We start from the raw sequence: 24633 nt of genomic DNA, 5'->3' as shown, positions 1-24633 counted from the left end.
GATACAAGGCATAGGTAGATGCTTTTTCTGTGGGAGCGGCCTGCTCGCGAAAAGGCCAGTACCTGCAGCATCAATGTCGGCTGACCCACCGCTATCGCGAGCAAGCTCGCTCCCACAAGGGATCTGTGGTGAATACTGGATCGGCGAACATTGCTCAACCCCGTGGGAGCGAGCTTGCCCGCGATGGCGGCGGCCCCGACAACAAGCTCGCGCTCATAATAAGTCGCCCTGGGGTTTACCCGCGCGGGTGATGCTTGGCGTGCAGGTCCTGCAACCGCGCCCGGGCCACGTGCGTATAGATCTGGGTAGTGGACAGGTCGCTGTGCCCCAGCAGCATCTGCACCACGCGCAAGTCGGCACCGTGGTTGAGCAGGTGCGTGGCGAAGGCATGGCGCAAGGTGTGGGGCGAGAGGGACTTGCTGATCCCGGCCACCTTGGCCTGGTGCTTGATGCGGTGCCAGAAGGTCTGGCGGGTCATCTGCTCGCCGCGCTGGCTTGGGAACAATACGTCACTGGGGCGCCCACCCAGCAGCTCATGGCGCGCATCGCGCATGTAGCGCTCGACCCAGACGATGGCCTCTTCACCCATCGGCACCAGGCGCTCCTTGCTGCCCTTGCCCATCACCCGCAGCACGCCCTGACGCAAGTTGACCTGCTCCAGCGTCAGGCTGATCAACTCGGTGACCCGCAGGCCACAGGCGTACAAGACCTCCAGCATCGCCCGGTCGCGCTGACCGATGGCCTCGCTGAGGTCCGGCGCCGCCAGCAATGCCTCGACATCGGCTTCCGACAAGGACTTGGGCAGGGGCCGCCCCAACTGCGGCATTTCCACTCGCAGGGTCGGATCTACCGCGATCAGTTTTTCTCGCAGCAAATAGCGATAAAACCCACGCAGGCCAGAGAGAAACCGTGCCGTTGAGCGCGGTTTGTAGTTCTGCTCAAGACGCCAGGCCAGGTGATCGAGGATCAACTCCCGCCCGGCATTGGCCAGTTCCAGGCCTTTTTCCTGCAACCAACCATTGAACAGTGCCAGATCGCTGCGATAGGCATCACGGGTGTTATCCGACAGGCCCTTCTCCAACCACAGGGTGTCGAGAAACTGATCTATCAGCGGGTGATCGATGGCTGGCATAAAAACTCATGAAGGATGCGAGCACAGGCTGCATCGAAATGGAAAATGAAGACAGGCAGAGTGCGCAAAGAGCAAATCGCAGGCAACAAAAAAGCAGCCCGCAGGCTGCTTTTTTTGCATCGGAAGCTGGACTTAAGCCAGTTTTTCCTTGATGCGAGCTGCTTTACCGGACAGGTCACGCAGGTAGTACAGCTTGGCTTTACGCACGTCACCGCGACGTTTCACAGCCATGCTGTCGATTTGCGGGCTGTAGGTCTGGAAAGTACGCTCTACGCCAACACCGTTGGAGATTTTACGAACAGTGAAAGCACTGTTCACACCACGGTTACGCTTGGCGATAACGACACCTTCGAACGCTTGCAGACGCGAACGGTCGCCTTCCTTCACTTTCACCTGAACGACAATGGTGTCGCCCGGGGCAAAGGTAGGGATTTCTTTGGTCATCTGCTCTGCTTCGAGTGCAAGGATGATTTTGTTAGTCATGCTGTGCTCCTAAGGCAAGTCATCGGACTTACCATCGATACGTTGTTAACTATCGTCCCGCTCGCGGATGTATTCCTCGAGCAGCTTCTTCTCTTCTCCAGAAAGCGAGCGGCTTTCCAGAAGATCGGCGCGTCGTTCATAGGTCCGACCAAGGGACTGCTGTAAACGCCAACGCCGGATGTGCGCGTGATTGCCACTTAGCAACACGTCGGGAACACGCTGATCCGCATACACCTCCGGTCGGGTGTAGTGCGGGCAATCCAGCAGACCATCCGTAAAGGAATCTTCCTCAGCGGAATCTGCATGCCCTAAAGCTCCAGGCAGCAGTCGTGTAACCGCATCGATCAGGACCATCGCCGGCAGCTCGCCGCCAGACAGTACATAGTCGCCAATCGACCACTCTTCATCGACATGAGCTTCAATGAAACGCTCGTCAATGCCTTCATAACGGCCGGCAATCAGGATCAATGCATCCGAATTCGCCAGCTCGCGTACCGCCGACTGAGTCAGCTGGCGGCCTTGGGGCGACAGGTAAATCACCTTCGCACCCTCCCCGGCTGCGGTTCTGGCCTGAACCAGAGCGTCTTCCAGGGGCTTGATCTTCATCACCATGCCCGGACCACCGCCAAACGGGCGATCGTCCACAGTGTGATGTCGATCCGTGGTGTAGTCCCGCGGATTCCAACAGGTGAGCTGCAACAGCTCCTGTTTCACCGCGCGGCTGGTTATGCCGTACTCGCTGATGGCGGAAAACATCTCGGGAAACAATGTGATGACTTCAACGCGCAAATTAGCCACGTTTAGAAATCCGCATCCCATTCCACCTTCATCTCGCCTGCCGCAAGGTCGACGGCCAACACGCATTGCTCGGTATAGGGCAACAGGCGTTCGCGATCATCCAGGCTGCCGACGCAAGGCTTGACCACCATGACATCGTTCGAACCGGTCTCGAGCAGGTGATCGATTTTCCCGAGCAATTGCCCAAGGTGGTCGATGACCTTCAGACCCACCAGCTGGTACCAGTAGTACTCGCCGTCGGTCAGTTCAGGGAACAGGTTGCGTGGCACGCAGATCTCGTAACCGGCCAGAAGACGCGCTTCTTCACGATCATCGAGACCCTTGAGCTTCGCGACCAGGAACTTGTCGTTCCCGCGTCCGCTGACCAGCTCAACCTGTTTCACGCTACCTTCGCGCTTGAGCGTCCAGGTTTTGTAGTCCAACAGGTTTTTGATCGGATCAGTAAAGGAATACACCTTCACTTCGCCGCGAACGCCATGAACAGAATAGATCTTGCCGACAACGATCAAATCATCAGCATCTTTTGGCGTCGCGTTCATATTGCTCAGGCCGCAGCCTTAGCCGATTCCTTCAACAACTGAGCAACGCGCTCAGAAGGTTGTGCACCAACGCTCAGCCAGTAGGCTACGCGCTCTTGGTTCACGGACAGACGAACTTCCTGACCACGGGCAACAGGGTTGAAGAAACCAACCTGTTCCTTGTGGGAACCGTCACGCGGGTTGCGGCTGTCGGTTACGGTCAGGTGGTAAAACGGGCGCTTTTTGGAGCCGCCAAGGGCAAGACGGATTGTTAGCATGTGAACATCGTTCCTGTAGTCGGTGCTGCAAATCTAAATGCACAGCGGGCATAGGTGCCCGAAAGGCCGCATATTCTAAGGAATATCCGGACTTTTGCAAATGTCTTTTTCCGGCGCCTATCGGCATGCCTTTCAGATCTGCCATGAAGCCGTCGTTGAAAACGGCCGGTCAGCGCCCGCCGATGGCGGGTTGGCTGGAGATCCCACGTCCCCGTGGGCAGCACCGGCATGACTGCCGGCGCCTGGATTCTTTACATCTTGGGCATGCCGCCGCCGGGCAACATACCGCCCATGCCGCGCATCATCTTGGCCATCCCGCCTTTGGCGGAGAATTTCTTCATCATCTTCTGCATCTGCTTGTGTTGCTTGATCAAGCGACCGATGTCCTGCACCTGGGTGCCGGAACCCATGGCGATACGGCGCTTGCGCGAGCCGCTGATCAGTTCAGGGTCGCGGCGCTCGGCCGGGGTCATGGAGTTGATGATGGCTTCCATCTGCTTGAACTGCTTTTCAGCCGCGCCCTGGGCGTTGCCCATCTGCGCCAGGTTCACGCCACCGATGTTCGGCAGTTTGTCCATGAGCCCGCCGAGGCCGCCCATGTTCTTCATTTGTTGCAGCTGGTCGCGGAAGTCTTCGAGGTCGAAGCCCTTGCCCTTCTTCAGCTTCTTGGCCAGTTTGTCGGCCTTGTCCTTGTCGAGGGTCTGTTCGGCCTGCTCGATCAGGCTGAGCACGTCGCCCATGCCGAGGATGCGCGAAGCGATACGCTCAGGGTGGAACGGCTCGAGCGCTTCGCTCTTCTCGCCCATACCGATGAACTTGATCGGCTTGCCGGTGATGGCACGCACCGACAGCGCGGCACCGCCACGGGCATCACCGTCGACCTTGGTCAGGATCACACCAGTCAGCGGCAGGGCATCACCAAATGCCTTGGCGGTGTTGGCCGCATCCTGGCCGGTCATGGCGTCGACCACGAACAGGGTTTCCACCGGGTTGATCGCGGCATGCAGCGCCTTGATCTCGCCCATCATCTCTTCGTCGATGTGCAGGCGACCGGCGGTATCGACGATGACCACGTCGATGAATTTCAGCTTTGCTTCTTTAATAGCCGCCTGGGCGATGTCCACCGGCTTCTGGCTAAGGTCGGACGGGAAGAACGTCACGCCAATGTCGTTGGCCAGGGTTTCCAGCTGCTTGATGGCTGCCGGACGATAGATGTCCGCGGACACCACCATCACCGACTTTTTCTTGCGTTCTTTAAGGAAGCGCGCCAGCTTGCCGGCCGTCGTGGTCTTGCCCGCGCCTTGCAGGCCGGCCATCAGCACCACGGCAGGCGGCACAGCGCTCAGGTTGAGGTCTTCGTTGGCCGCACCCATCAGGCTTTCGAGTTCGGCCTGGACGATCTTCACGAACGCCTGGCCCGGCGTCAGGCTGCGCGACACCTCGGTGCCAACGGCACGTTCCTTGACCGAATTGACGAAGTCCTTGACCACCGGCAGGGCGACGTCGGCTTCGAGCAACGCCATGCGCACTTCGCGCAGGGTGTCTTTGATGTTGTCCTCGGTCAGTTTCGCCTTGCCGGTGACATGGCGCAGCGTCTGCGAGAGACGGTCGGTTAGGTTTTCAAACATGCGCGATCCTTTCAGGCCCAGATAAGACCGGGATAATGGCGGCCCAGACCGTGAAAAATGTGCTCGGCGAGCCTGCGGCGTGGGCAGGTCGCGGATTATAGCGAAGAAGCGTGCGACGTACACCTCGCTGTCGGTTGTGGTGGTCTTTCGTGCGGTGGGGGTTTATGCCAAACTCAGCGCCTTTCGGGCCTGCCTAACAGGATTTATGCTCCCCTTGTCACCCAGCTTGCTTGCCACTCTCGCCGCCGCTTGCCTTTATGCCGCTGCGACTTTCTATCAAGGCACCCGCCTGGCCACTGGAGCCAAGGCGAACAAACGCCTGCTGGTCACGCTTGGCGTGCTGGCGGTGCTCGGCCACGCGGCCAGCCTTTATACCCATTTGATGACGCCAATCGGCCTGGGCCTGGATTTTTTCAACGCCGCCAGCCTGATCGCCGTGGCCGTGATCGCCCTGACGCTGGTGGCCTGCTCGCGCATCCCGGTGGAAAACCTGCTGGTGCTGCTTTTCCCGCTGGGGCTGACCACGGTGCTGTTGGCGCAGTTCGCGCCTTCGGGCACGGTGCAGATCATCGACGAAGAGCCCGGCATCCTGGCCCACATCCTGCTGTCGATCCTTGCCTACGGCCTGTTCACCATCGCGGTATTCCAGGCCTTGCTGCTGCTGGTGCAGGACCACCAGCTCAAGCACAAGCACCCGTCCGGGCTGATCCGCAATTTCCCGCCGCTGCAAACCATGGAAAGCCTGCTGTTCGGCTTCCTCTGGGCTGGCTGGACCCTGCTGTCGCTGTCGCTGATCTCCGGCTGGCTGTTCGTCGAGAACCTGTTCGCCCAACACCTGGTGCACAAGACCCTGTTGGCCTGCCTGGCGTGGGTGGTGTTCAGCGTGTTGCTATGGGGCCGCAACCGGCTCGGCTGGCGTGGCCATAAAGCGATTCGCTGGACCCTGGCCGGTTTCTGCCTGCTGATGCTGGCTTACTTCGGCAGCAAGCTGGTCCGTGAATATATCCTGCATATCTGACGGACGGCCCTGATGGAAACGTTACCCGCGGGGCCGCTGCTTGCTGTGTTGGTCGTGCTGATCCTCTGGTCGGCCCTGTTCACCGCAATCGAAACCGCCCAACTGCACCTGCTGGCCCAACGAAAGGCCTCGCGCGCCAGCGACAAACCGCTGGTGACGTTGAGTTTCCCCCGGGACAGCCTGATTCTGTGCAATACCCTCTGCCGCACCCTGGCCGTGGTGATCGGCACATTGCTGGGGATTTTTACCTGGCTGGAAAACGGCCCCTGGGCGGCTTGGCTCGGCACCAGCGCGGCCCTGCTGATCTTCGCCGATTATTTGCCACGGACTCTGGCCATCCGCCAGCCCGATGCGGTGCTGGCACTGGGCAATGCCCTGCTCGGCGTCCCCTTGAAGATTCTTTATCCGTTTGCCTGGCTATTGAACGGCATCAGTCAGTTGCTGCTGCGCCCATTTGCCCGCAGGCGCAGCGAAGTACAGCAAAGCGACGACGAAATGCCCGCGCCACCGCGCAACGAGCATGAACCGGAGCACCACGGCAGCCGGTTGCACACGATGTCCGGCATCCATGCCCTGGACAACATTACCGTCAACGACATCCTCCTGCCCCGCAGCGAGGTCGATGGCATCAACCTCGACGACCCCATTGGCGACATCATTGAACAGTTGCGCCTGAACCGTCGCACGCGCCTGCCGGTGTTCCACAGCGACATCAACCAGGTCGAAGCGGTGCTCAACACCCGCCAGATCCGCCATCTGCTGGCGGACGCGAGCCTGACCAAGGAAGCGCTGCTCGCTGCCTGCCACGAGCCTTACTTCGTGCCCGAAAGCACGCCATTGCAGCTGCAATTGTTGAATTTCCACAAGCAGCAACGGCGCCTGGGCATGGTGGTGGACGAATATGGCGAAGTACTGGGTATCGTTACCCTGGAAGACATCCTCGAAGAAATCGTCGGCGAATTCGAAAGCGAGCACAGCCTCGCCAACCCCCACGTCCATCCCCAGCCCGATGGGCGCTTGATCATCGATGGCGCGGCATCGATCCGCGAACTGAACAGAACGCTGGGCTGGCATCTGCCTTGCGACGGCCCCAAGACCCTCAACGGGCTGGTGACCGAAGCCCTGGAAACCATCCCGGAAAGCCCGGTATGCCTGAAGATCGGTCGTTATCGACTGGAAATCATCGAAACTGTAGACAACCGCGTCAGCCAGGTGCTGGTGTGGCATAACAGTTCGGTGCCTGCCGCTTCCTGATTCCCAACAGGCTCAAGGTGAAACACCGTTGTGGCGAGCGGATTTATCCCCGCAGGGCTGCGAAACAGTCCCACAAAGACAATGCGCTGAGCCTGATGCAGCTGGGCTAGCAGGTTGGGGCCCGCTGCGCGCCCCAACGGGAATAAATCCCCTCGCCATAAAAGCTCGTTTCGCCATCAATACATATTGTCGATTCGTTAGCCCCCTTCCTATACTCAAGCCGCTTACCCAGCCCCGTCCGAACCCTGTGCTTACCCAGCACTCAGCCGGTTCCGGCCAACGCATCGGCAAAATCCGCGTCAGCCTTGCGACTGTTCCTACCTGAAACAGCGACAGGACACCCGCCCACATCCTTGGGTGTTCGACCATAATAATTCGCTCCAACGGAGCACATGACTGTCAGGGATAACTGCATGACGACCACCACCTGCAACGAGGCTGTGTCGGCCCAGCCGACGAACTCTGCCACCCGCGTGGCGACCGCGAGTTTTATCGGCACCGCCATCGAGTTCTACGATTTCTATGTCTACGCCACCGCCGCCGCCCTGGTGATCGGACCGGTGTTCTTCCCACAAACCTCAGGTACGGCACAAATGCTGTCGTCCTTCCTGACCTTTGGCATCGCCTTCCTCGCCCGCCCACTGGGCTCGGCGCTGTTCGGCCACTTCGGCGACCGGATCGGGCGCAAGTCCACGCTGGTGGCGTCCCTGTTGCTGATGGGCGTGTGCACCACCCTCATCGGCGTGCTGCCCGGTTACGCCAGCATTGGCGCCTGGGCACCGATCCTGCTGTGCCTGCTGCGTTTCGGCCAGGGCCTGGGGCTGGGCGGTGAATGGGGCGGCGCGGCGTTGCTCGCCACCGAGAACGCGCCCAAAGGCAAACGCGCCTGGTTCGGCATGTTTCCCCAACTGGGGCCATCCATTGGCTTCCTGGCAGCCAACGGGCTGTTCCTAACCCTGGCCATGACCCTGGACGACGAGCAGTTCCGCTCCTGGGGCTGGCGGATTCCGTTCCTGCTCAGTGCCGTGCTGGTGATGGTTGGCCTCTATGTACGGCTCAAGCTCCATGAAACCCCGGTATTTGCCAACGCCATGGCCCGCCAGGAGCGAGTGAAGATCCCGTTGCTCGAGCTGTTCAGCCAGTACTGGGCGCCGACATTGCTGGGCGCGGCGGCAATGGTGGTGTGCTACGCACTGTTCTACATCTCGACGGTGTTTTCCCTGAGCTACGGTGTGTCGACCCTCGGCTACAGCCGCGAAACCTTCCTGGGCCTGCTATGTTTTGCCGTGCTGTTCATGGCCGCCGCTACGCCACTGTCCGCCTGGGCCAGCGACCGCTACGGCCGCAAACCGATATTGATCATCGGTGGCGTGCTGGCGATTGCCTCGGGTTTCCTCATGGAACCCTTGCTGACCCACGGCTCGACCGGCGGCGTCGCACTGTTCCTGTGCATCGAGCTGTTTCTGATGGGCGTGACCTTCGCCCCCATGGGCGCCTTGTTGCCGGAGTTGTTTCCGACCCACGTGCGCTATACCGGCGCGTCGGCGGCCTACAACCTGGGCGGCATCGTCGGCGCCTCGGCGGCGCCATTCTTCGCCCAGAAACTAGTGGCGATGGGCGGCTTGAGCTATGTGGGTGGCTATGTGTCGGGAGCTGCGGTGCTCAGCGTGATCGCGGTGCTGTGCCTGAAAGAAACACGCCATAACGATTTGAACAGGGTCGCCTGAACGAAAGACTGACGCGAACCCGCAGGAGTTACCGCTGGCTGCGATCTTTTGACCCTTCGCTGAGACTCAAGCGTCAGGGGAAAGACCGCAGCCTCGCTTCGCTCGGCAGCTCCTACAGGGCAGAATCGGCCAATGAAATAACAGCTAACAAACGCCCACCATTGAAACCACCCCCCACCTGCCCCATCTAAGACCCATACTCCATTGCGCAGGTGCCCCATGAGCGACCAGCACTCTACTGAAGCCGCGAACGAATACGCTGACTCCGAACACATCGAACACACCGCTTCCGGCACCGGCCTGGCGCTGCCCGGCCAGAACCTGCCGGACAAGGTCTACATCATTCCGATCCACAATCGTCCGTTCTTCCCGGCCCAAGTGTTGCCGGTCATCGTCAATGAAGAACCGTGGGCCGAAACCCTGGAACTGGTGGCCAAGTCCGACCATCACTCCCTGGCGCTGTTTTTCATGGATTCGCCCCAGGAAGACCCACGCCATTTCGACACCTCGGCGTTGCCGCTGTATGGCACGCTGGTCAAGGTGCATCACGCCAGTCGCGAGGCGGGCAAGCTGCAGTTCGTTGCCCAGGGCCTGACCCGCGTGCGCATCCGTACCTGGCTCAAGCACCATCGGCCACCCTACCTGGTGGAAGTCGAATACCCGCACCAGCCGAGCGAACCGACCGACGAGGTCAAGGCCTACGGCATGGCGCTGATCAATGCGATCAAGGAACTGCTGCCGCTCAATCCGCTGTACAGCGAAGAGCTGAAGAACTACCTCAACCGCTTCAGCCCCAACGACCCTTCACCGCTGACCGACTTCGCCGCGGCACTCACCTCCGCTACCGGCAGTGAATTGCAGGAAGTGCTCGACTGCGTGCCCATGCTCAAGCGCATGGAAAAAGTGCTGCCGATGCTGCGCAAGGAAGTCGAGGTGGCGCGGCTGCAGAAAGAGATTTCCGCCGAGGTCAACAACAAGATCGGCGAACATCAGCGCGAGTTCTTCCTCAAGGAGCAGCTCAAGGTCATCCAGCAGGAGCTGGGGCTGACCAAGGACGACCGCAGCGCCGATATCGAACAGTTCGAGCAACGGCTGGAAGGCAAGGTGCTGTCGGCCCAGGCGCAGAAGCGTATCGAAGAGGAGATGAACAAACTCTCCATCCTGGAAACCGGCTCGCCGGAATACGCCGTTACCCGCAATTACCTGGATTGGGCGACCTCGCTGCCGTGGGGCGTGTATGGCCAGGACAAACTTGATCTCAAGCATGCGCGCAAGGTGCTCGACCAGCACCACGCCGGCCTGGACGACATCAAGGACCGTATCCTGGAATTCCTCGCCGTCGGCGCCTATAAAGGCGAGATCAGCGGCTCCATCGTGCTGCTGGTGGGCCCGCCGGGTGTGGGCAAGACCAGCGTCGGCAAGTCCATCGCCGAATCCCTGGGACGGCCGTTCTACCGTTTCAGCGTTGGCGGGATGCGCGACGAAGCCGAAATCAAGGGCCATCGGCGCACCTACATCGGTGCCCAGCCGGGCAAGCTGGTGCAGGCGCTAAAAGATGTCGAAGTGATGAACCCGGTGATCATGCTCGATGAGATCGACAAGATGGGCCAGAGCTACCAGGGCGACCCGGCGTCGGCCTTGCTGGAGACACTCGACCCGGAACAGAACGTCGAGTTTCTCGATCACTACCTGGACCTGCGCCTGGATCTGTCGAAAGTGCTCTTCATCTGCACCGCCAACACCCTGGACTCGATCCCCGGCCCATTGCTGGACCGGATGGAAGTGATCCGCCTGTCGGGCTATATCACCGAAGAAAAAGTCGCCATCGCCAAGCGCCACCTGTGGCCCAAGCAACTGGCCAAGGCTGGCGTGTCCAAGGCCAGCCTGAGCATCAACGACAGCGCCCTCAAGGCCCTGATCGACGGCTACGCCCGTGAAGCCGGGGTGCGGCAGTTGGAGAAACAACTGGGCAAACTGGTACGCAAAGCCGTGATGAAGCTGATCGACGACCCGCAAGCGGTGATCAAGCTCGGGCCGAAAGACCTGGAGGCCTCCCTGGGCAAACCGGTGTTCCGTAACGAGCAGGTGCTGTCCGGCGTCGGGGTGATTACCGGCCTGGCCTGGACCAGCATGGGCGGCGCGACCTTACCCATCGAAGCCACGCGCATCCACACCCTCAATCGCGGCTTCAAACTGACCGGGCAATTGGGGGACGTGATGAAAGAGTCGGCGGAAATCGCCCATAGCTACGTCAGTTCGCACCTGAAGCAATTCGGCGGCGATCCGAAATTCTTCGACGAGGCCTTCGTTCACCTGCACGTACCGGAAGGCGCCACACCCAAGGATGGCCCAAGTGCCGGGGTCACCATCGCCAGCGCCCTGCTGTCCCTGGCCCGTAACCAGCCACCGAAAAAAGGCGTGGCCATGACCGGTGAACTGACCCTTACCGGACATGTACTGCCCATTGGCGGTGTGCGCGAGAAAGTGATTGCGGCGCGGCGGCAGAAAATCAACGAGCTGATCCTGCCGGAAGCCAACCGGGGCAACTTCGAAGAGCTGCCGGACTACCTCAAGGAAGGCGTCACGGTGCACTTTGCCAAGCGGTTTGCGGATGTGGCCAAGGTGTTGTTCTGATAGTCCTGTAGCGCCTGTGCGAGCCTCATCGCGAGCAGGCTCGCTCCCACAGTGGATTTGTGTCGTTCACAACATTTGTGATCCACGCCAAACCCTGTGGGAGCGAGCCTGCTCGCGATGAGGCCATGAGACCCAACACCTTCCCACCTGACACACCTAGTAGCATCTTCGGTTATGCTCGCCGTTCGTCGTGAATGCCGGAGCCATCACCCTTATGTCCATCACCCGCCTGCTCATCCCCTTGAGCCTCGCCCTGCTGAGCGCCTGCACCACGCAAAGCGGACGCAACGTGACCGTGGAAAAACTGAGCCAGTGCCCGGTGCGGCTCAATAACGGGCAGAACCTGATTTTGAGCTTGCCGAGCAACCCCACCACCGGTTATCGCTGGGCGATCCAGGATTCGGCCGGCGGCGTGCTCAAAGGCCTGGGCCCCGAGGTTTATCGCAACCCGGAAGACGCCGGCATCGTCGGCGCCGCCGGGGTCTCGACCTGGCGCTTCCAGGCGTTCAACGCCGGCACTGGGCGTCTGCGCCTGACTTATCAACAGCCCTGGGCTCCGGAAGTACCACCCGTGGAAACCTTCGACTGCGCCATTGCGGTGAATTGACCGTGGGTTGGCTGATCCTTGCACTGATGGGCGCAGCCACTTACCTGTACGGCCTGGCCATGCACGCCACGCTGCTGTGTCTGCTGGTCAAGCCTATGCCGGTGCTGGCCCTGCTCGGTTGGCTGCACGATGCGCCGCCAGGCGAGTATCGGCGCTGGATCAGCCTCGGGCTGATTTTTTCGCTGGTGGGCGATGTGCTGCTGGCCTGGCCGGGGGATCTGTTCGTGTTCGGCCTTGGCGCGTTTCTGCTGGCGCACCTGGCTTACCTGAAAGCTTACCTGAGCGACTGTCACCGCCCGGCGCTGTTGCCATTGGCCCTGGCGTTGGGCATCGGCGCGGTGCTGCTGGGGATCCTGGCCTCGAACGGTCTTGGGCCGTTGCTGGTGCCGGTGATTGTCTACGGCCTGGCCATCAGCGCCATGCTCTGGCGAGCGTTGGCGCGGCTGGGCACCGATGTGCCCAAGCGTTCGGCCTGGCTGGCCGCCATCGGGGCGCTGGCGTTCGTTTTCTCCGACAGTCTGATCGGCATCAACCGCTTCGTGGCGCCCTTCCACGCCGCGCCTTACCTGATCATCGTCAGCTATTGGCTGGGGCAATGGGGGATTACAGCGTCGGCGTTCACCCGAAAGCCGCACTGAGCCAAATAATGTGGGAGCGAGCTTGCTCGCGATAATGGTCTGTCAGTCAACATTATGGCTGGCTGAACCATCGCTATCGCGAGCAAGCTCGCTCCCACCGGTTTTTTGGTTAAAATGCCGGCCTTTTCACCACCCATGCCGCTGGAACCGCCGTGAGCAAAGAACCCGATCGCCTATTCGCCCAACCGCTGGCCCAAGTGCCGGACTTCGCCTTCAACGAGGACGTGGTGCGGGTGTTTCCGGACATGATCAAGCGCTCGGTGCCGGGTTACCCGACCATTGTCGAAAACCTCGGTGTGCTCGCCGCCCAATTCGCCCAGCCGGGCAGCGTGCTCTACGACCTGGGTTCGTCCCTGGGTGCGGTGACCCAGGCACTACGCCGCCATGTGCGCACCGACGGTTGCCGTGTCATCGCTGTGGATAACTCGGCGGCCATGGTCGAGCGCTGCCGCGAATACCTCAACGGCCAGGACTCGATGTTCCAGGAGCTGCTGCCCGTTGAAGTGATCGAAGGCGACATCCTCGCCCTGACGTTCCAGCCGGCCTCGGTGGTGGCACTGAATTTCACCCTGCAATTCATCGCGCCGGACCAGCGCACCGCATTGTTGAGCCGCATCCGCCAGTCGCTGCTGCCCGGCGGCGCCCTGATCCTGTCGGAAAAACTGCGCTTCAACGATGCCCAGGAGCATGCGCTGCTCACCGACCTGCATGTGGCATTCAAACGCGCCAACGGCTACAGCGAGCTGGAAATTGCCCAGAAACGCAGCGCCATCGAAAACGTCATGAAGCCCGACAGCCTTGAGGAACACCGCGAACGCCTGTTGGCGGCCGGGTTCTCGAAAGTCGTGCCGTGGTTCCAGTGTCTTAACTTCGCCTCGTTGATTGCCCTGCCATGATTGATCTATCCCCCTCGCCCGCCATCTGGCCGGCACGCCCCTGGCCGATTGGGCCACGACGCTGCAGACGCAACTCGACAGCAAAATGGAAAAGGGCCACGGCGACCTGGAGCGCTGGCAGAGCGCCCTCGATGCCTTGCCGGTGCTGCAACCCAGCGAAATCGACCTGCTGAACGGCCTGACCCTCGACACCGATTGCTCAGACGAAACCCGTGCCCAGATGCGTACCGCACTGATGGGCCTGTCGCCATGGCGCAAAGGGCCGTTCGACCTGTTTGGCGTGCACGTGGACACCGAATGGCGCTCGGACTGGAAGTGGTCGCGGGTGGCGCCGCACCTGGATCTCAAGGGCAAGCGCATCCTCGACGTGGGCTGCGGCAATGGTTACTACATGTGGCGCATGCTGGGTGCCGGGGCCGACACGGTGATCGGCGTCGACCCCAACTGGCTGTTCTTCTGCCAGTTCCAGGCCGTGCAGCGTTACCTCGCGCGGCCCAACGCCTGGCACCTGCCGTTTCCGTTCGAGGCCTTGCCGCCGGAGCTGGAAGGCTTCGACACGGTGTTTTCCATGGGCGTGTTCTACCATCGCCGCTCGCCGATCGAGCATCTGCTGGCCCTCAAGGACTGCCTGGTCAAAGGCGGCGAACTGGTGCTGGAAACCCTGGTGATCGAGGGCGATGAACATCAGGTGCTGGTTCCCGAGGACCGCTACGCGCAGATGCGCAACGTGTGGTTCCTGCCCTCGGTACCGGCCCTGGAACGCTGGCTGCGCCGCGCCGGATTCAGCGACGTGCGTTGTGTGGACGTAAGCCTGACCACCGTGCAGGAGCAGCGCAGCACCGAGTGGATGAAGTATCAGTCGCTGAGTGACTTCCTCGACCCCGCCGACCATAGCAAAACCATCGAAGGGCTGCCGGCGCCGATGCGGGCGGTGATAGTGGCGCGGAAATAGCCCCAGCCTTCCAGGCACTGAAAATCATTGTGGGAGCGAGCTTGCTCGCGATAGCGGTCTGTCAGGCAACATCTTTCTTGGATGTCAGGCCGTCATCGCGAGCAAGCTCGTTCCCACAACAGGTTCAGTCTGTAGGCTTGGCTCTGCGGGCCTTGAAGAACTCACTCAACACCGCACTGCACTCGTCAGCCAACACCCCGCCCTCGAACATCACCCGATGGTTCAGGAAACCCTGGCTGAAAAACTGCCCCTGGCTCTGGACGATACCGGCCTTGGGTTCCAAAGCCCCGTAGACGACCCGGGCGATGCGTGAGTGGACGATGAGGCCGGCGCACATGCTGCACGGCTCCAGCGTCACGTAGAGGGTACTGCCGGGCAGGCGATAGTTGCTCACGGCCTGGGCAGCGGCGCGAATGGCGACCATTTCCGCATGGGCGCTGGGGTCGTGGCCGCTGATCGGGCAGTTGAAGCCGCGCCCAATGATCTCGCCGTCCTGCACCAGCACCGCGCCCACCGGTACTTCGCCCAGGGCCGCGCCCTGGGCGGCGAGGGCCAGGGCTTCGCGCATGAAGTCCTGGTCACGGCTGCGGTCGATGATTCTGGCGGGACGAATCTGGCGCATCACGCCACCTCGATGGCGGCCATCAGGCCGGTTTCCATGTGGTCGATCACATGGCAATGGAACATCCACACCCCTGGGTTATCCGCTACCAGCGCCACCTGCGCCCGCTCGTTCTTGCCCAGCAGGTAGGTGTCGGTGAAATACGGGATGACCTTGTGCCGGTTGGACGCAATCACCTTGAAGCTCATGCCATGCAGGTGGATCGGATGCTGGTACTGAGTCATGTTCTTCAATTCGAAAATGTAGCTCTGGCCTTTTTTCAGCGTGGCGATCGGCCGGTCGGCGCAGGTCTTGTCGGTAATGTCCCAGGCCTTGCCGTTGATCTGCCACAGGCTCGGCGGCTTGCCGTTGTCGACATTGACCGATACTGAACCGACCCATTCGAAATTGAAGTTGAGTTTCTCGGCATTGGCCAGGTCCGGCTCGGACACCGGGTTGGCGGGCAGCGCCGGCGGCCACTGGCCCGGCGCATCGGTGTTGGTCACCGAACGCAGCGTTCCCAGGCGCACCGGGCCATTGCGCAACGACAGCTCTTCCCCGGCTGGCGGCGCCTTGATCGCCAGGCAAATGCGCATGCCCGGGCCAAGCCAGTATTCCTTGCCCAACGGGCGCGGTTCGATGGGGTTGCCGTCCAGCGCATAGATCTGCGCTTCGACGCCCGGAATATTGATCCGGTAGGTCAGGGTGTTGTCCAGATTGAGCAAACGCACCCGGGTGATCTGCCCGGCCGGCAGGTCAATCACCGCTTCTGGTACGCCGTTGATGGTCGCCAAGCGCCCGGCCGTCCCGCCACGGGCCGCTTCACGAGGAATGCTGAAGGCCACGAACTGGCCCTGCTCATCCACGTGCCAACTCTTGAGGCTCAGAGTCTGCTCGTATTTGAAGCCGGTGGGCTCACGCTCCTCGATGATCAGCGGCCCCACCAACCCACGCCCGAGCTCTTCGCTGCTGTTGACGTGGGGGTGATACCAATAGCTGCCGGCGTCCGGCACGCGGAATTTGTAATCGAAGTACTCACCCGGCAGCACCGGCAGTTGCGAGACATACGGCACGCCGTCCATCTCCAGCGGCAAACGGATCCCGTGCCAGTGAATGGTGGTGGCGACCGGCAGGTGATTGATGAAGCGCACCCGCAACCATTCGCCCTGGCGCACCCGCAATTCGGTACCCGGTGCCGACGGACCGAAGGCCCAGGCCTGGGTCTTGTGCCCGGCCACCAGTTCGACGTCCAGGGGTGCCGCGATCAATTCATAGTCGTGACCGGCCTCGGCATCGGCACGCTTGCCCAACCAGTAGCGCGACGCGCCTCCCGCACCCACGCCAACGACAACAAGACCGGTCAGGCCACCGAGTATTTGGCGACGGGTAAAGGACATGAACGCAAGCACCTCTTGAATCCGCGACGGACCGGTGGGCCCGCAAAAGGCGAATACGATACACCCGCAGATGAGAAACAGTAAGGGCTGCAAAAATGAAAAAAACCTTAGGGAACATATCCACAGGGCTATCTCCCTCCGCATCCATCGGCAACGACAAGTAGGCGCTCAATTGATTGATAAAGATCAACGCCATGCCCCTCAGTTAATGGGCAACATCCAAAGGAACAGGCTGACTTGGTTATTCACAGGACGCCTTTGATGGAAGCGCGCGGTCCGATTTCCTTCTCGCCGTTCGACAGGTACATGTTCACAGCCCAATAAACGCTTGACGTGCTCACTCCGCGCCCAAGGATCTGATCGTGACGACCACCCCGAGTAACGATGCAAAACCTTCTTGGCGGCGTGTTGCCGCAAAGGTCCTTCTCGTTCTTGTCATAGTCCTGGCAGGCGGTGCTGGCGGCGCTTGGTATTGGTGGAAGGGCCAGCAGGGCAAGCTGCCAGAGGGGCTGGTATCAGGGAATGGGCGCATCGAATCCGACCAAGTCGACATTGCCGCGAAGTCGGTCGGGCGCATTCAGGAGGTGCTCGTCCGGGAAGGTGACCTGGTCATGGCGGGACAAGTGCTGGCGCGCATCGATACCACGGAACTGCAGGCCCAACGCGCCAAATACGCTGCCGATGTGGCATCAGAGCAGGCCTCGATGCTCGAGGCGAAGGCGACTGTCACTCAACGGCAGGCAGAACTGGCGCTCAAGAAAGCCAAGCTTGGCCGGGCGCTCAAGCTCGTCGAAACCGGCGCGATCAGTCAGGACGACCGCGATCAGGCACAAAGTGAAAACGACTCCGCGCGCGCAGTCCTTGATGCCGCGCAGAGGGCCGTGACAGCCCGCGAACGGTCGGTCGCTGCCGCGCAAGCGCTGGTCGATCAGGTCGACGCCCAGATCGCCGATACCCTCCTGCGCGCACCGGTGCGGGGCCGCGTTCTTTATCGCCTGGCCAACCCCGGAGAAGTCCTTTCAGCGGGAGGCAAGGTCCTGACGCTGATCGATCTGTCGCAGATCTACATGGAAATATATCTTCCCTCCGAGCAGGCCATGCGCGTGCCAATCGGGTCGCAAGGGCGAATTCAGTTCGACGGTGCCGATTTCGCCGTCCCGGCCAAAGTGAGCTTCGTATCGCCAGAGGCTCAGTTCACGCCCAAACAAGTCGAAACCCGCAGTGAACGCGACAAGCTGATGTTCCGGGTCAAATTGCGCATACCGACAAGCCTCATCGAGCGTCACATCGAACAGGTGAAAACGGGGGCTCGTGGCGTCGGCTATGTACGCCTCGATCCGAACCCACCCGATTGGCCGGCCTACCTGCAAAAGCGCATTCAGGATGATCCGGTCGATGCGGGGCCTTGACGATGCCAGCCCGCATACCCTTGATCGCCGATATCCGCGACGTAACCCATAGCTACGGCAAGGTTCGCGCGCTCGATAATGTGTCGCTTCAAGTGCCAGGCGGTCGGATGGCGGGGGGCATCGGCCCTGATGGCGCCGGTAAATCCACACTTCTGGGGCTGATCGCCGGGGCGCGAAAGCTGCAGGCCGGAACGGTCACCGTGCTCGACGGCAGCATGGGAAATGCACGACATCGGCGTTCCGTCTGCACGCGTATTGCCTATATGCCGCAAGGTCTGGGCAGGAATCTCTATCAGGAAATCAGCGTCCGCGAGAACCTGGCCTTCTTTGGTGCGCTTTTCGGTCTGGGCGCGGCGGAATGTGAGGCGCGTACTCGGCGCTTGGCGACCGCGACCGGCCTGCTGCCCTTTCTTGATCGACCGGCGGCAAAACTGTCGGGCGGCATGAAGCAGAAGCTCGGCCTGTGCTGCGCGCTTATTCACGATCCCGATCTTCTTATTCTCGACGAGCCGACGACCGGGGTCGACCCGCTGTCGCGCCGGCAGTTCTGGAATCTCATCGCAGACCTGCGGCGCGAGCGGCCGACAATGAGTGTCATCGTCTCCACCGCCTATATGGATGAAGCGAGCTACTGCGATTGGCTCATCGCGATGGACCACGCAAAAGTGCTCGCCTGCGGCACGGCCGATGAGTTGCGTGAGAAGACCGGTGAACAAGACCTCGAGTCCGTCTTTATCGCCCTGCAACCGGGGCGAAAGTCCACCTCTGGGCGCCTCGTCATTTCGCCGCGCAAACCGAGCACCGAGCCCCCGGTCATTGTCGCGACCAACCTGACTTGCCGTTTTGGCAGTTTCACGGCTGTCGATCACGTCAGCTTCTCCATCGAGCGCGGAGAAATCTTCGGGTTCCTCGGTTCGAACGGCTGCGGCAAGACCACGACCATGAAAATGCTGACCGGATTGCTGGCGCCGAGCGAAGGGCAGGCCCAGGTCTGTGGAAAGCCGGTCGACGCCAACGACCTGTCGATCCGCCAGCGCGTCGGCTTCATGTCGCAAGCGTTCTCACTCTATGGCGAACTCACCGTACAGCAGAACCTCCTTCTTCATGCCCGCCTTTTTCATCTGCCGGCCGAGCGCGCCAAGGAGCGTATCGCCAAACTCCTGATCGACGTCGGTCTTGTCGACTATGCCGACGCTGGAGCCCATTCGCTGCCGCTGGGGATGCGGCAACGTCTTTCCCTGGCCGTGGCGATCGTGCACGATCCCGAGTTGCTGATCCTCGATGAACCCACTTCGGGTGTCGACCCGCAGGCACGTGACGAGTTCTGGAGGCTGCTGGGCGATCTGTCGCGAAACCGCAATGTCACCATCTTCGTCTCCACGCATTTCATGAGCGAGGCGACGCGTTGCGACCGCATCTCATTGATGCACGCGGGGCGGGTCCTGGTCTGCGACACGCCGCAGAACGTCATCGCCCAAAAAAGCGGCGCCGATCTGGAGGAGGCGTTCATCGCCTATATCGAGGACGCCGAGAGCGCCTCCCACGCGCCCGAAACAGCGCCGGCCCAAGGGCAGATCCTCAAGACCGTCGCGACTTCGTCCCCCAGACGCTCGAACTTCATGCCACTGCGACGCCTCCTCGCCTATGCCAAATGCGAGACACTGTCGCTGATGCGCGACCCGGTGCGGCTCGTCTTCGCGTTCCTGGGCTCCTTCATCATGCTGTTGATCTTCGGCTTCGGCGTCTCCAGCGACGTGACCAACCTCACCTACGCGGCGTTTGACCACGACAACACGCCGCAAAGCCGGGCCTATCTGGCGAACTTCTCAAGCTCGCCGTACTTCACCGAAAAGACGCCCATCCACAGCGCCGATGAGATGCAACAGCGCCTGAAATCAAACGACATAACCCTGGCCATCGAGATCGCACCGGACTTCGGGCGCCTGGTAAAACGCGGCTCGGACTGGCAGGTCGCAGCCTGGATCGATGGCGCCAACACCTCCCGCGCCGGCACCATCGAGGGTTATGTCGAGCAGGCACACAACCTGTTCACCCAACAGCGAGACCGAGAGTCCAACGCCCCACAGAGCGCAAGCCCGACCACCAGCATCGAGGTCCGCTACCGTTACAACCCGACCGCCGAGAGCATCTATTCAATCGGGCCGGCAGTGCCGGCTATGCTGCTCATGATGTTTCTCGCCATCCTGATGGCTGTCAGCGTCGCCCGCGAAAAGGAGATCGGCACGATTACGAACTTTTACGCCACGCCTACGACGCGACTGGAATTTCTCATCGGCAAGCAGTTGCCCTACATCGGCGTCGGCATGATCAACTTTTTCATCATGACGGCGACCGTGTTATTGCTCTTCAAAGTTCCGATCAAGGGTGACGCGCTCACCCTGGCCCTGGGCGCGTTTCTCTATGTAGCGGCGGCCACCGGCTACGGGCTGTTCATCTCGACCTTCACCTCGAGCCAGGTCGCCGCAGTATTCGCCGGCGCAATACTGTCGTTGCTGCCGACCATGCAGTTCTCCGGGATGATGCAGCCTGTCTCGACGCTGGAAGGCGGTGCACGCCTGATGGGGTCGCTGTGGCCCACCAGCTACTACATGCATATGAGCGTCGGCGCATTCACCAAGGGGCTTGGTTTCAGCGACATGACAACCGACCTGCTGACACTGACCCTGTTTTGTCCGGTCTTCCTGTTGCTATCCGCGCTGTTCTTGCGCAAACAGGAGAACTAACGTGCGTAGCCTCTCCAACCTATTCTGGCTCGGCACCAAGGAGCTGCGCATTCTCTCGAAGGACATGATGATGATCCTGTTCATCATCTGGTCCTTCGGCTTCAGCATCTATATGCAGTCGACCGGTGGCGGCGAGACCGTCAACAACGCCGCCGTCGCGGTCGTTGACGAAGACCATTCCAGCCTCTCGCGATCGATCGCCGGGCTGTTCTATCCGCCTTATTTCCAGGCGCCCAAGACGATAGGCACCGCCGATATCGACCGCGCAATGGACAAAGGTCTCTACACTTTTGTCGTGGTCATTGCTCCACGTTTTGAAGCGGACGTACGCAAGGGACGCGATGTCGAAGTTCAAGTTAACGTGGACGCCACCGCGGTCCAGCAGGCATCCCTGGGTGCCGGCTACATTCAGAGCATGGTGACCAACGAGGTCAACCGCTATCGGCAGGAAATCAAACATACCGGGGGGCTCTCCTCCGATCTGGTCATCCGCCGCGCCTTCAATCCAAACGGCACGCAATCCTGGTTCCGCGCGGTCGTCAGCCTTGCCGATCAACTGTCGATGCTGATCATTATCCTGACCGGCGCTGCACTCTTGCGCGAGCGCGAGCACGGCACGATCGAACACTTGCTGGTGATGCCGCTCACGGCCTTCGAAATTGCGCTCGCCAAGGTCTGGGCGAACGGATTGGTGATCGTCATCGCCTTCATTTGCTCGCTTTTATTCGTGATCGAGGATCTGCTCGATGTGCCGATAGCTGGCTCACGCAGCCTGCTGGTGCTTGGAACGGTCATCTACGTCTTCGCCACGGCGGCGATCGGCATCTTCCTGGGCACGCTGGCCCGCACCATGGCGCAGTTCGCCCTTTTGATGATCATGACGGTGATGCCGATGATGATGCTGTCGGGGGGGATGTCGCCGATCGAGAGCCAGCCGCAGTGGGTCCAGTACGTGACGTGGTTTTTCCCTTCGCGGCACTATGTAGGTTTCACCCAGGCGATCGTTTTTCGAGGGGCGAATCTGGATATCGTCTGGAAAGAGTTCCTGACGGTCATGGTGATGGGGGTGACCTTTCTCACGATGAGCCTGATGCTGTTCCGTCGATCCGTCGCCACCTTGCACTAGGCGGGTCGGATCCGGAATGGAACACCATCACCCCGCTCGATGAGGCTAGCGTGCCTTGTCAGCGCGTGGCGTAAAAAACGCCAGCACCGCCGCGACGATGAACAGCGCCGGCACGTCGCCGAGTAAGTGCCCCATATGGCGGGTCCCATCCATCTCGACGTCGAAGGACTGCACGGCCATGATCGCGCCATGCACGATACTCGACCATACCGTGAACCAGATCAGGCTCAGGTGTTTCATCGGATCGCGCGACGCCATCAGCAGGAACACGCCGAGGGTCGCGTAGATTCCGACAATCATCAGCGGATAGTGGGAATGGCCGCTGTGCCACGCCCAGCCAGACGGCCACAGGTTCATCAGCGGCCAGATCGCGAATACGGCGATCAGGCCGACAACGATCAAAACCATGCGCAAGGCGGCGAGTCGTTGGGTGTCATTCATGGCAGGCTCCTTATTGCGGCGGGTCTGTTGCCGTAACTGGATGCCCGTGAGTATAGGACGCCCCTCGGGCTTGCCCCCCGTCAACCGGTACCGCCAGTCGCCTTGACGGTGACCGTGAAATCCACCCAGTGCAGAGCGTTCTATGACTCGCTGACTCGATCCAGCCAGGCCTTATGCTCGGGACTTGTATCAGCGGGTAATTCCCGAATATAGGCGTGTAACTCTGCTTGCATACCGAACACCTTCCATACCAGCGGCGCCAAGCGCAATGCCGGGCTGCGCGCCTGCTCCAACTCGCGCAGCATTTGCAGGCTGCGCTCTTTGTATTCGGCGAGTACGTCCGATTGGTAGTCGAGGGCTTTGCCCAATCCGCAGATGTACATCAACTTTGCCACTTCGAGCGTGGGCCAATGGAGCGCCATGTTAAGCGGCCAGTCGAGCATGGCACGCTCCCCCCACATCGAGGATTTGGGCACATGCCCGTTCGCCAGCAGCGTCAACATGAAGGATTGACCCAGCTCAGTCAGGTACACCGGCAGGACTTCGGCCGTGGGACGCAGGTAGAACGAATCCAGCGGCGCCTCGCGCCCCAGTCCAACGCCGGCCAGCAAGCGCGTCTCAAGATCGAGTACCAGCGCGCCGAGGTCTGCCTTCACCGCGCTGCCGCTTTCGGTGGCCGATTTCGTGCGGGTCGCGCAGTCCCAGAGACTCAGGGCAATCTGCCACTGGACTTGGTCATCCTCCCCCGAACAGCCGATTTCGCCGGTGACGAAGTACTTCATCATCGGCGGCACGATATCGAAGAGCGCCTGGCCGTCGGCTTCGGCCCCAGACAACACTGGTCCGCCACCTTCCACGATTTGGATATAGCAAGTGCCTACATGGTCGCTCCAGTAGTGCACGGCTTCGGCCAGGTAAAGAGGAATGGCGCGCGAGAGGCGCCCCAGTTCATCCTCGCGTTGCGATTCGGCGTGTTCTGCCCCGTCTGTGCTTTTGGAAAACGCGAAGAAACCGACCTGCGATGCGCCTTCCGGTTTCTGCGCGAAGAACCAATCGGCGTTGCGCAGACCGTAGTGCCAGATCGGCTGGTTTAACGCCAACGTCGTGAACTTCAGGCTTTCTGGATCGATCGGTACGCCCTGTACATCTTGCTTGCGCATTTGCTCGAAGACTTGCGCAAACTGATCGAGCTGGCTTTTGATCGGCATGAAGCCGAGCGCATACAGGCGGGCGAGCAGCGCCTGGCCTTCATCCGCGTTGCCGAGTTCCTGATAGGCGCGCAACAGGTTGATACCCGCCATCGCGTCGTGCTTGTGCTCGTCGTAGACAGGCCCGATCAGTTCAATGATCAGTGGAATCTGGCCGTTATTGCCCAAGTCGCCCGATATCATCATCAGCGCGCCGCCATCGAACCGCCCCCCGGCCAGAACCTCGGCATAGAGGGCTCGCGCCGGTTCGACGTCGTTGTGCTCCAGATAATGCCGCGCCCGCCACAACTGCGCCCGCCAGCTGCCCGGTAACGCAGCCACAGTACGCAGTGCTTGCAGATAGCCCTCCTCACCTGCTCGCTCCCGCTGAATGGCCGCCCACCAGAGCATGCCATTCTCTAGATTCGGTTCGGTTTGTACCGCGCGCCAAAGCGTCTCATCGGCAAGCGCCTGCTCACCTCGTTCGGTGAATACTTTGGCCAGGTTGGTCAGCAGGGTGCCCGTTGCCCCGACTTTCGCCATCCCCGCACGCAGCGTGGTTTCGGCGGCATCGAGCTGGCCGTTCTCCAGCAGCACGATGCCCTGGATCACGTGGCTGCGCTCGGGATTGCTGTCGATTGCGACAAGTTGCGCAGCGGCCGGAATCAAATCGGCCACGAAACCGTCGTTCAATCCCGAGATAATCAGGCTGTAGAGCTCATCGGCATCGCTCCACTTCTGTTGCAGATTGGGCAGCAAGACGTTGTCGCGCCACTCGTTGCGGGTGATCTTCATCTCACGACCGTAGCTGTCGTAGACCGTGATCAGCTCACTCTCGTCCGACGGGGGCGACGCGTCAGCGTGCACAGAAGAAACAGGTGTCGACGTACGGGATTTCTTGCCGCTCAGCGCGGACAGGATGCGTTTGAACATAATGGCAGTGACACCGTTTCTGAGTATGTCGGCACGGTGTTCTTGGAATGGGAGTTTGCAGTCTTCTAGCGAGCGGCCGACAGCATTGCGCATTCACTTGCAGAGAGCGACGGACAAACGTGGACAAGCCAAGAGCAACGATGGGGAAGCCGGCATTTAAGCACAATTTCAAACACGACTTTACGCAGCTGCTGAGCACAGACACCTTGGCCAGGGCGGCCGGAAGGAGTGA

Annotated in this window: 21 protein-coding genes; 11 read left to right on the top strand and 10 right to left on the bottom strand. The window is 60.8% G+C overall.

All coding sequences use genetic code 11. The features are described 5' to 3' along the window. Window positions 1-235: 235 nt before the first annotated feature. The 6 genes from xerD to ffh form a co-directional block, all read right to left on the bottom strand. Window positions 236-1132 (bottom strand): site-specific tyrosine recombinase XerD, encoded by an 897-nt coding sequence (xerD, locus tag J9870_RS05305; RefSeq protein ID WP_210642993.1) that lies wholly within the window; start codon window positions 1130-1132, stop codon window positions 236-238. Window positions 1133-1264: 132 nt separating this feature from the next. Continuing rightward, a complete protein-coding gene (gene rplS / locus J9870_RS05300) occupies window positions 1265-1615 on the bottom strand; it encodes a 50S ribosomal protein L19 (protein WP_003175895.1) in 351 nt (116 codons plus the stop codon). Window positions 1616-1660: 45 nt separating this feature from the next. Then, complete coding sequence (gene trmD, locus J9870_RS05295; RefSeq protein ID WP_170845966.1) at window positions 1661-2434, bottom strand: tRNA (guanosine(37)-N1)-methyltransferase TrmD; 774 nt, start codon at window positions 2432-2434, stop codon at window positions 1661-1663. After that, complete coding sequence (rimM, locus tag J9870_RS05290; RefSeq protein ID WP_058544503.1) at window positions 2416-2952, bottom strand: ribosome maturation factor RimM; 537 nt, start codon at window positions 2950-2952, stop codon at window positions 2416-2418. The genes trmD and rimM overlap by 19 nt, the downstream gene beginning before the upstream one ends. 5 nt (window positions 2953-2957) lie before the next feature. Beyond that, the gene (gene rpsP, locus J9870_RS05285; RefSeq protein ID WP_003198088.1) at window positions 2958-3209 is read right to left on the bottom strand and encodes a 30S ribosomal protein S16; all 252 of its coding nucleotides are present in this window, start codon (window positions 3207-3209) and stop codon (window positions 2958-2960) included. Between the two features lie 251 nt (window positions 3210-3460). Continuing rightward, on the bottom strand, window positions 3461-4837 hold the full coding sequence (gene ffh, locus J9870_RS05280) for a signal recognition particle protein (protein WP_003198085.1): 1377 nt from the start codon (window positions 4835-4837) through the stop codon (window positions 3461-3463). Window positions 4838-5042: 205 nt separating this feature from the next. Here ffh and ccsA point away from each other — a divergent pair, with 205 nt between their 5' ends. From ccsA to cmoB, 8 genes are all read left to right on the top strand, one after another. After that, complete coding sequence (ccsA, locus tag J9870_RS05275) at window positions 5043-5855, top strand: cytochrome c biogenesis protein CcsA (RefSeq protein WP_210642992.1); 813 nt, start codon at window positions 5043-5045, stop codon at window positions 5853-5855. 12 nt (window positions 5856-5867) lie between these two features. Beyond that, window positions 5868-7109 (top strand): transporter associated domain-containing protein, encoded by a 1242-nt coding sequence (locus J9870_RS05270; RefSeq protein ID WP_210642991.1) that lies wholly within the window; start codon window positions 5868-5870, stop codon window positions 7107-7109. A 413-nt stretch (window positions 7110-7522) separates the two neighbouring features. Next, a complete protein-coding gene (locus J9870_RS05265) occupies window positions 7523-8836 on the top strand; it encodes an MFS transporter (protein WP_210642990.1) in 1314 nt (437 codons plus the stop codon). A 219-nt stretch (window positions 8837-9055) separates the two neighbouring features. Beyond that, complete coding sequence (gene lon / locus J9870_RS05260) at window positions 9056-11470, top strand: endopeptidase La (RefSeq protein WP_246883079.1); 2415 nt, start codon at window positions 9056-9058, stop codon at window positions 11468-11470. Window positions 11471-11684: 214 nt separating this feature from the next. Next, on the top strand, window positions 11685-12077 hold the full coding sequence (locus J9870_RS05255) for a protease inhibitor I42 family protein (protein ID WP_210642989.1): 393 nt from the start codon (window positions 11685-11687) through the stop codon (window positions 12075-12077). A 2-nt stretch (window positions 12078-12079) separates the two neighbouring features. Further along, window positions 12080-12715 carry a lysoplasmalogenase gene (locus tag J9870_RS05250; protein ID WP_210642988.1) on the top strand — a complete coding sequence of 212 codons (636 nt, stop codon included), beginning with the start codon at window positions 12080-12082 and terminating at the stop codon, window positions 12713-12715. A 152-nt stretch (window positions 12716-12867) separates the two neighbouring features. Then, entirely contained in the window at window positions 12868-13611 is a 744-nt protein-coding gene (gene cmoA / locus J9870_RS05245; protein ID WP_210642987.1) for a carboxy-S-adenosyl-L-methionine synthase CmoA, read from the top strand. Between the two features lie 7 nt (window positions 13612-13618). Further along, the gene (gene cmoB / locus J9870_RS05240; RefSeq protein WP_210645109.1) at window positions 13619-14563 is read left to right on the top strand and encodes a tRNA 5-methoxyuridine(34)/uridine 5-oxyacetic acid(34) synthase CmoB; all 945 of its coding nucleotides are present in this window, start codon (window positions 13619-13621) and stop codon (window positions 14561-14563) included. A gap of 124 nt (window positions 14564-14687) precedes the next feature. Here the strand turns inward: cmoB and tadA are convergent, their stop codons facing one another. Further along, the gene (tadA, locus tag J9870_RS05235; protein WP_210642986.1) at window positions 14688-15185 is read right to left on the bottom strand and encodes a tRNA adenosine(34) deaminase TadA; all 498 of its coding nucleotides are present in this window, start codon (window positions 15183-15185) and stop codon (window positions 14688-14690) included. Then, window positions 15185-16561, bottom strand: a complete 1377-nt coding sequence (locus J9870_RS05230) for a multicopper oxidase family protein (protein WP_210642985.1) — start codon at window positions 16559-16561, stop codon at window positions 15185-15187. Before J9870_RS05230 ends, tadA begins: the two co-directional genes overlap by 1 nt. A 362-nt stretch (window positions 16562-16923) precedes the next feature. Between J9870_RS05230 and J9870_RS05225 the strand changes: the two genes are divergently transcribed. The 3 genes from J9870_RS05225 to J9870_RS05215 are packed head-to-tail and all read left to right on the top strand — an operon-like array spanning window position 16924 to window position 21840. Further along, window positions 16924-17970: an HlyD family efflux transporter periplasmic adaptor subunit gene (locus J9870_RS05225; protein ID WP_210642984.1), complete on the top strand. Its 1047-nt coding sequence runs from the start codon at window positions 16924-16926 to the stop codon at window positions 17968-17970. A 2-nt stretch (window positions 17971-17972) separates the two neighbouring features. Further along, window positions 17973-20714, top strand: a complete 2742-nt coding sequence (gene rbbA, locus J9870_RS05220; protein WP_210645108.1) for a ribosome-associated ATPase/putative transporter RbbA — start codon at window positions 17973-17975, stop codon at window positions 20712-20714. Between the two features lies 1 nt (window position 20715). Beyond that, window positions 20716-21840, top strand: coding sequence for an ABC transporter permease (locus J9870_RS05215; protein WP_210642983.1), 1125 nt, complete (start codon window positions 20716-20718; stop codon window positions 21838-21840). 45 nt (window positions 21841-21885) lie between these two features. Here J9870_RS05215 and J9870_RS05210 read toward each other — a convergent pair whose 3' ends face one another. Next, window positions 21886-22281, bottom strand: coding sequence for a DUF6632 domain-containing protein (locus J9870_RS05210; RefSeq protein ID WP_210642982.1), 396 nt, complete (start codon window positions 22279-22281; stop codon window positions 21886-21888). A gap of 140 nt (window positions 22282-22421) precedes the next feature. Beyond that, window positions 22422-24401 (bottom strand): tetratricopeptide repeat protein, encoded by a 1980-nt coding sequence (locus tag J9870_RS05205; RefSeq protein ID WP_210642981.1) that lies wholly within the window; start codon window positions 24399-24401, stop codon window positions 22422-22424. Window positions 24402-24633 lie beyond the last annotated feature (232 nt).

This window comes from Pseudomonas sp. Tri1 (assembly GCF_017968885.1).
Lineage (GTDB): Bacteria > Pseudomonadota > Gammaproteobacteria > Pseudomonadales > Pseudomonadaceae > Aquipseudomonas.
This window is presented reverse-complemented; position numbering and strand designations above follow the sequence as displayed.

Coding starts and splice junctions, on each gene's coding strand:
- xerD (WP_210642993.1), bottom strand. CDS start 1,132: ATGCCAGCCATCGATCACCCGCTGATAGATCAGTTTCTCGACACCCTG.
- rplS (WP_003175895.1), bottom strand. CDS start 1,615: ATGACTAACAAAATCATCCTTGCACTCGAAGCAGAGCAGATGACCAAA.
- trmD (WP_170845966.1), bottom strand. CDS start 2,434: ATGGGATGCGGATTTCTAAACGTGGCTAATTTGCGCGTTGAAGTCATC.
- rimM (WP_058544503.1), bottom strand. CDS start 2,952: ATGAACGCGACGCCAAAAGATGCTGATGATTTGATCGTTGTCGGCAAG.
- rpsP (WP_003198088.1), bottom strand. CDS start 3,209: ATGCTAACAATCCGTCTTGCCCTTGGCGGCTCCAAAAAGCGCCCGTTT.
- ffh (WP_003198085.1), bottom strand. CDS start 4,837: ATGTTTGAAAACCTAACCGACCGTCTCTCGCAGACGCTGCGCCATGTC.
- ccsA (WP_210642992.1), top strand. CDS start 5,043: ATGCTCCCCTTGTCACCCAGCTTGCTTGCCACTCTCGCCGCCGCTTGC.
- J9870_RS05270 (WP_210642991.1), top strand. CDS start 5,868: ATGGAAACGTTACCCGCGGGGCCGCTGCTTGCTGTGTTGGTCGTGCTG.
- J9870_RS05265 (WP_210642990.1), top strand. CDS start 7,523: ATGACGACCACCACCTGCAACGAGGCTGTGTCGGCCCAGCCGACGAAC.
- lon (WP_246883079.1), top strand. CDS start 9,056: ATGAGCGACCAGCACTCTACTGAAGCCGCGAACGAATACGCTGACTCC.
- J9870_RS05255 (WP_210642989.1), top strand. CDS start 11,685: ATGTCCATCACCCGCCTGCTCATCCCCTTGAGCCTCGCCCTGCTGAGC.
- tadA (WP_210642986.1), bottom strand. CDS start 15,185: ATGCGCCAGATTCGTCCCGCCAGAATCATCGACCGCAGCCGTGACCAG.
- J9870_RS05230 (WP_210642985.1), bottom strand. CDS start 16,561: ATGTCCTTTACCCGTCGCCAAATACTCGGTGGCCTGACCGGTCTTGTT.
- rbbA (WP_210645108.1), top strand. CDS start 17,973: ATGCCAGCCCGCATACCCTTGATCGCCGATATCCGCGACGTAACCCAT.
- J9870_RS05210 (WP_210642982.1), bottom strand. CDS start 22,281: ATGAATGACACCCAACGACTCGCCGCCTTGCGCATGGTTTTGATCGTT.
- J9870_RS05205 (WP_210642981.1), bottom strand. CDS start 24,401: ATGTTCAAACGCATCCTGTCCGCGCTGAGCGGCAAGAAATCCCGTACG.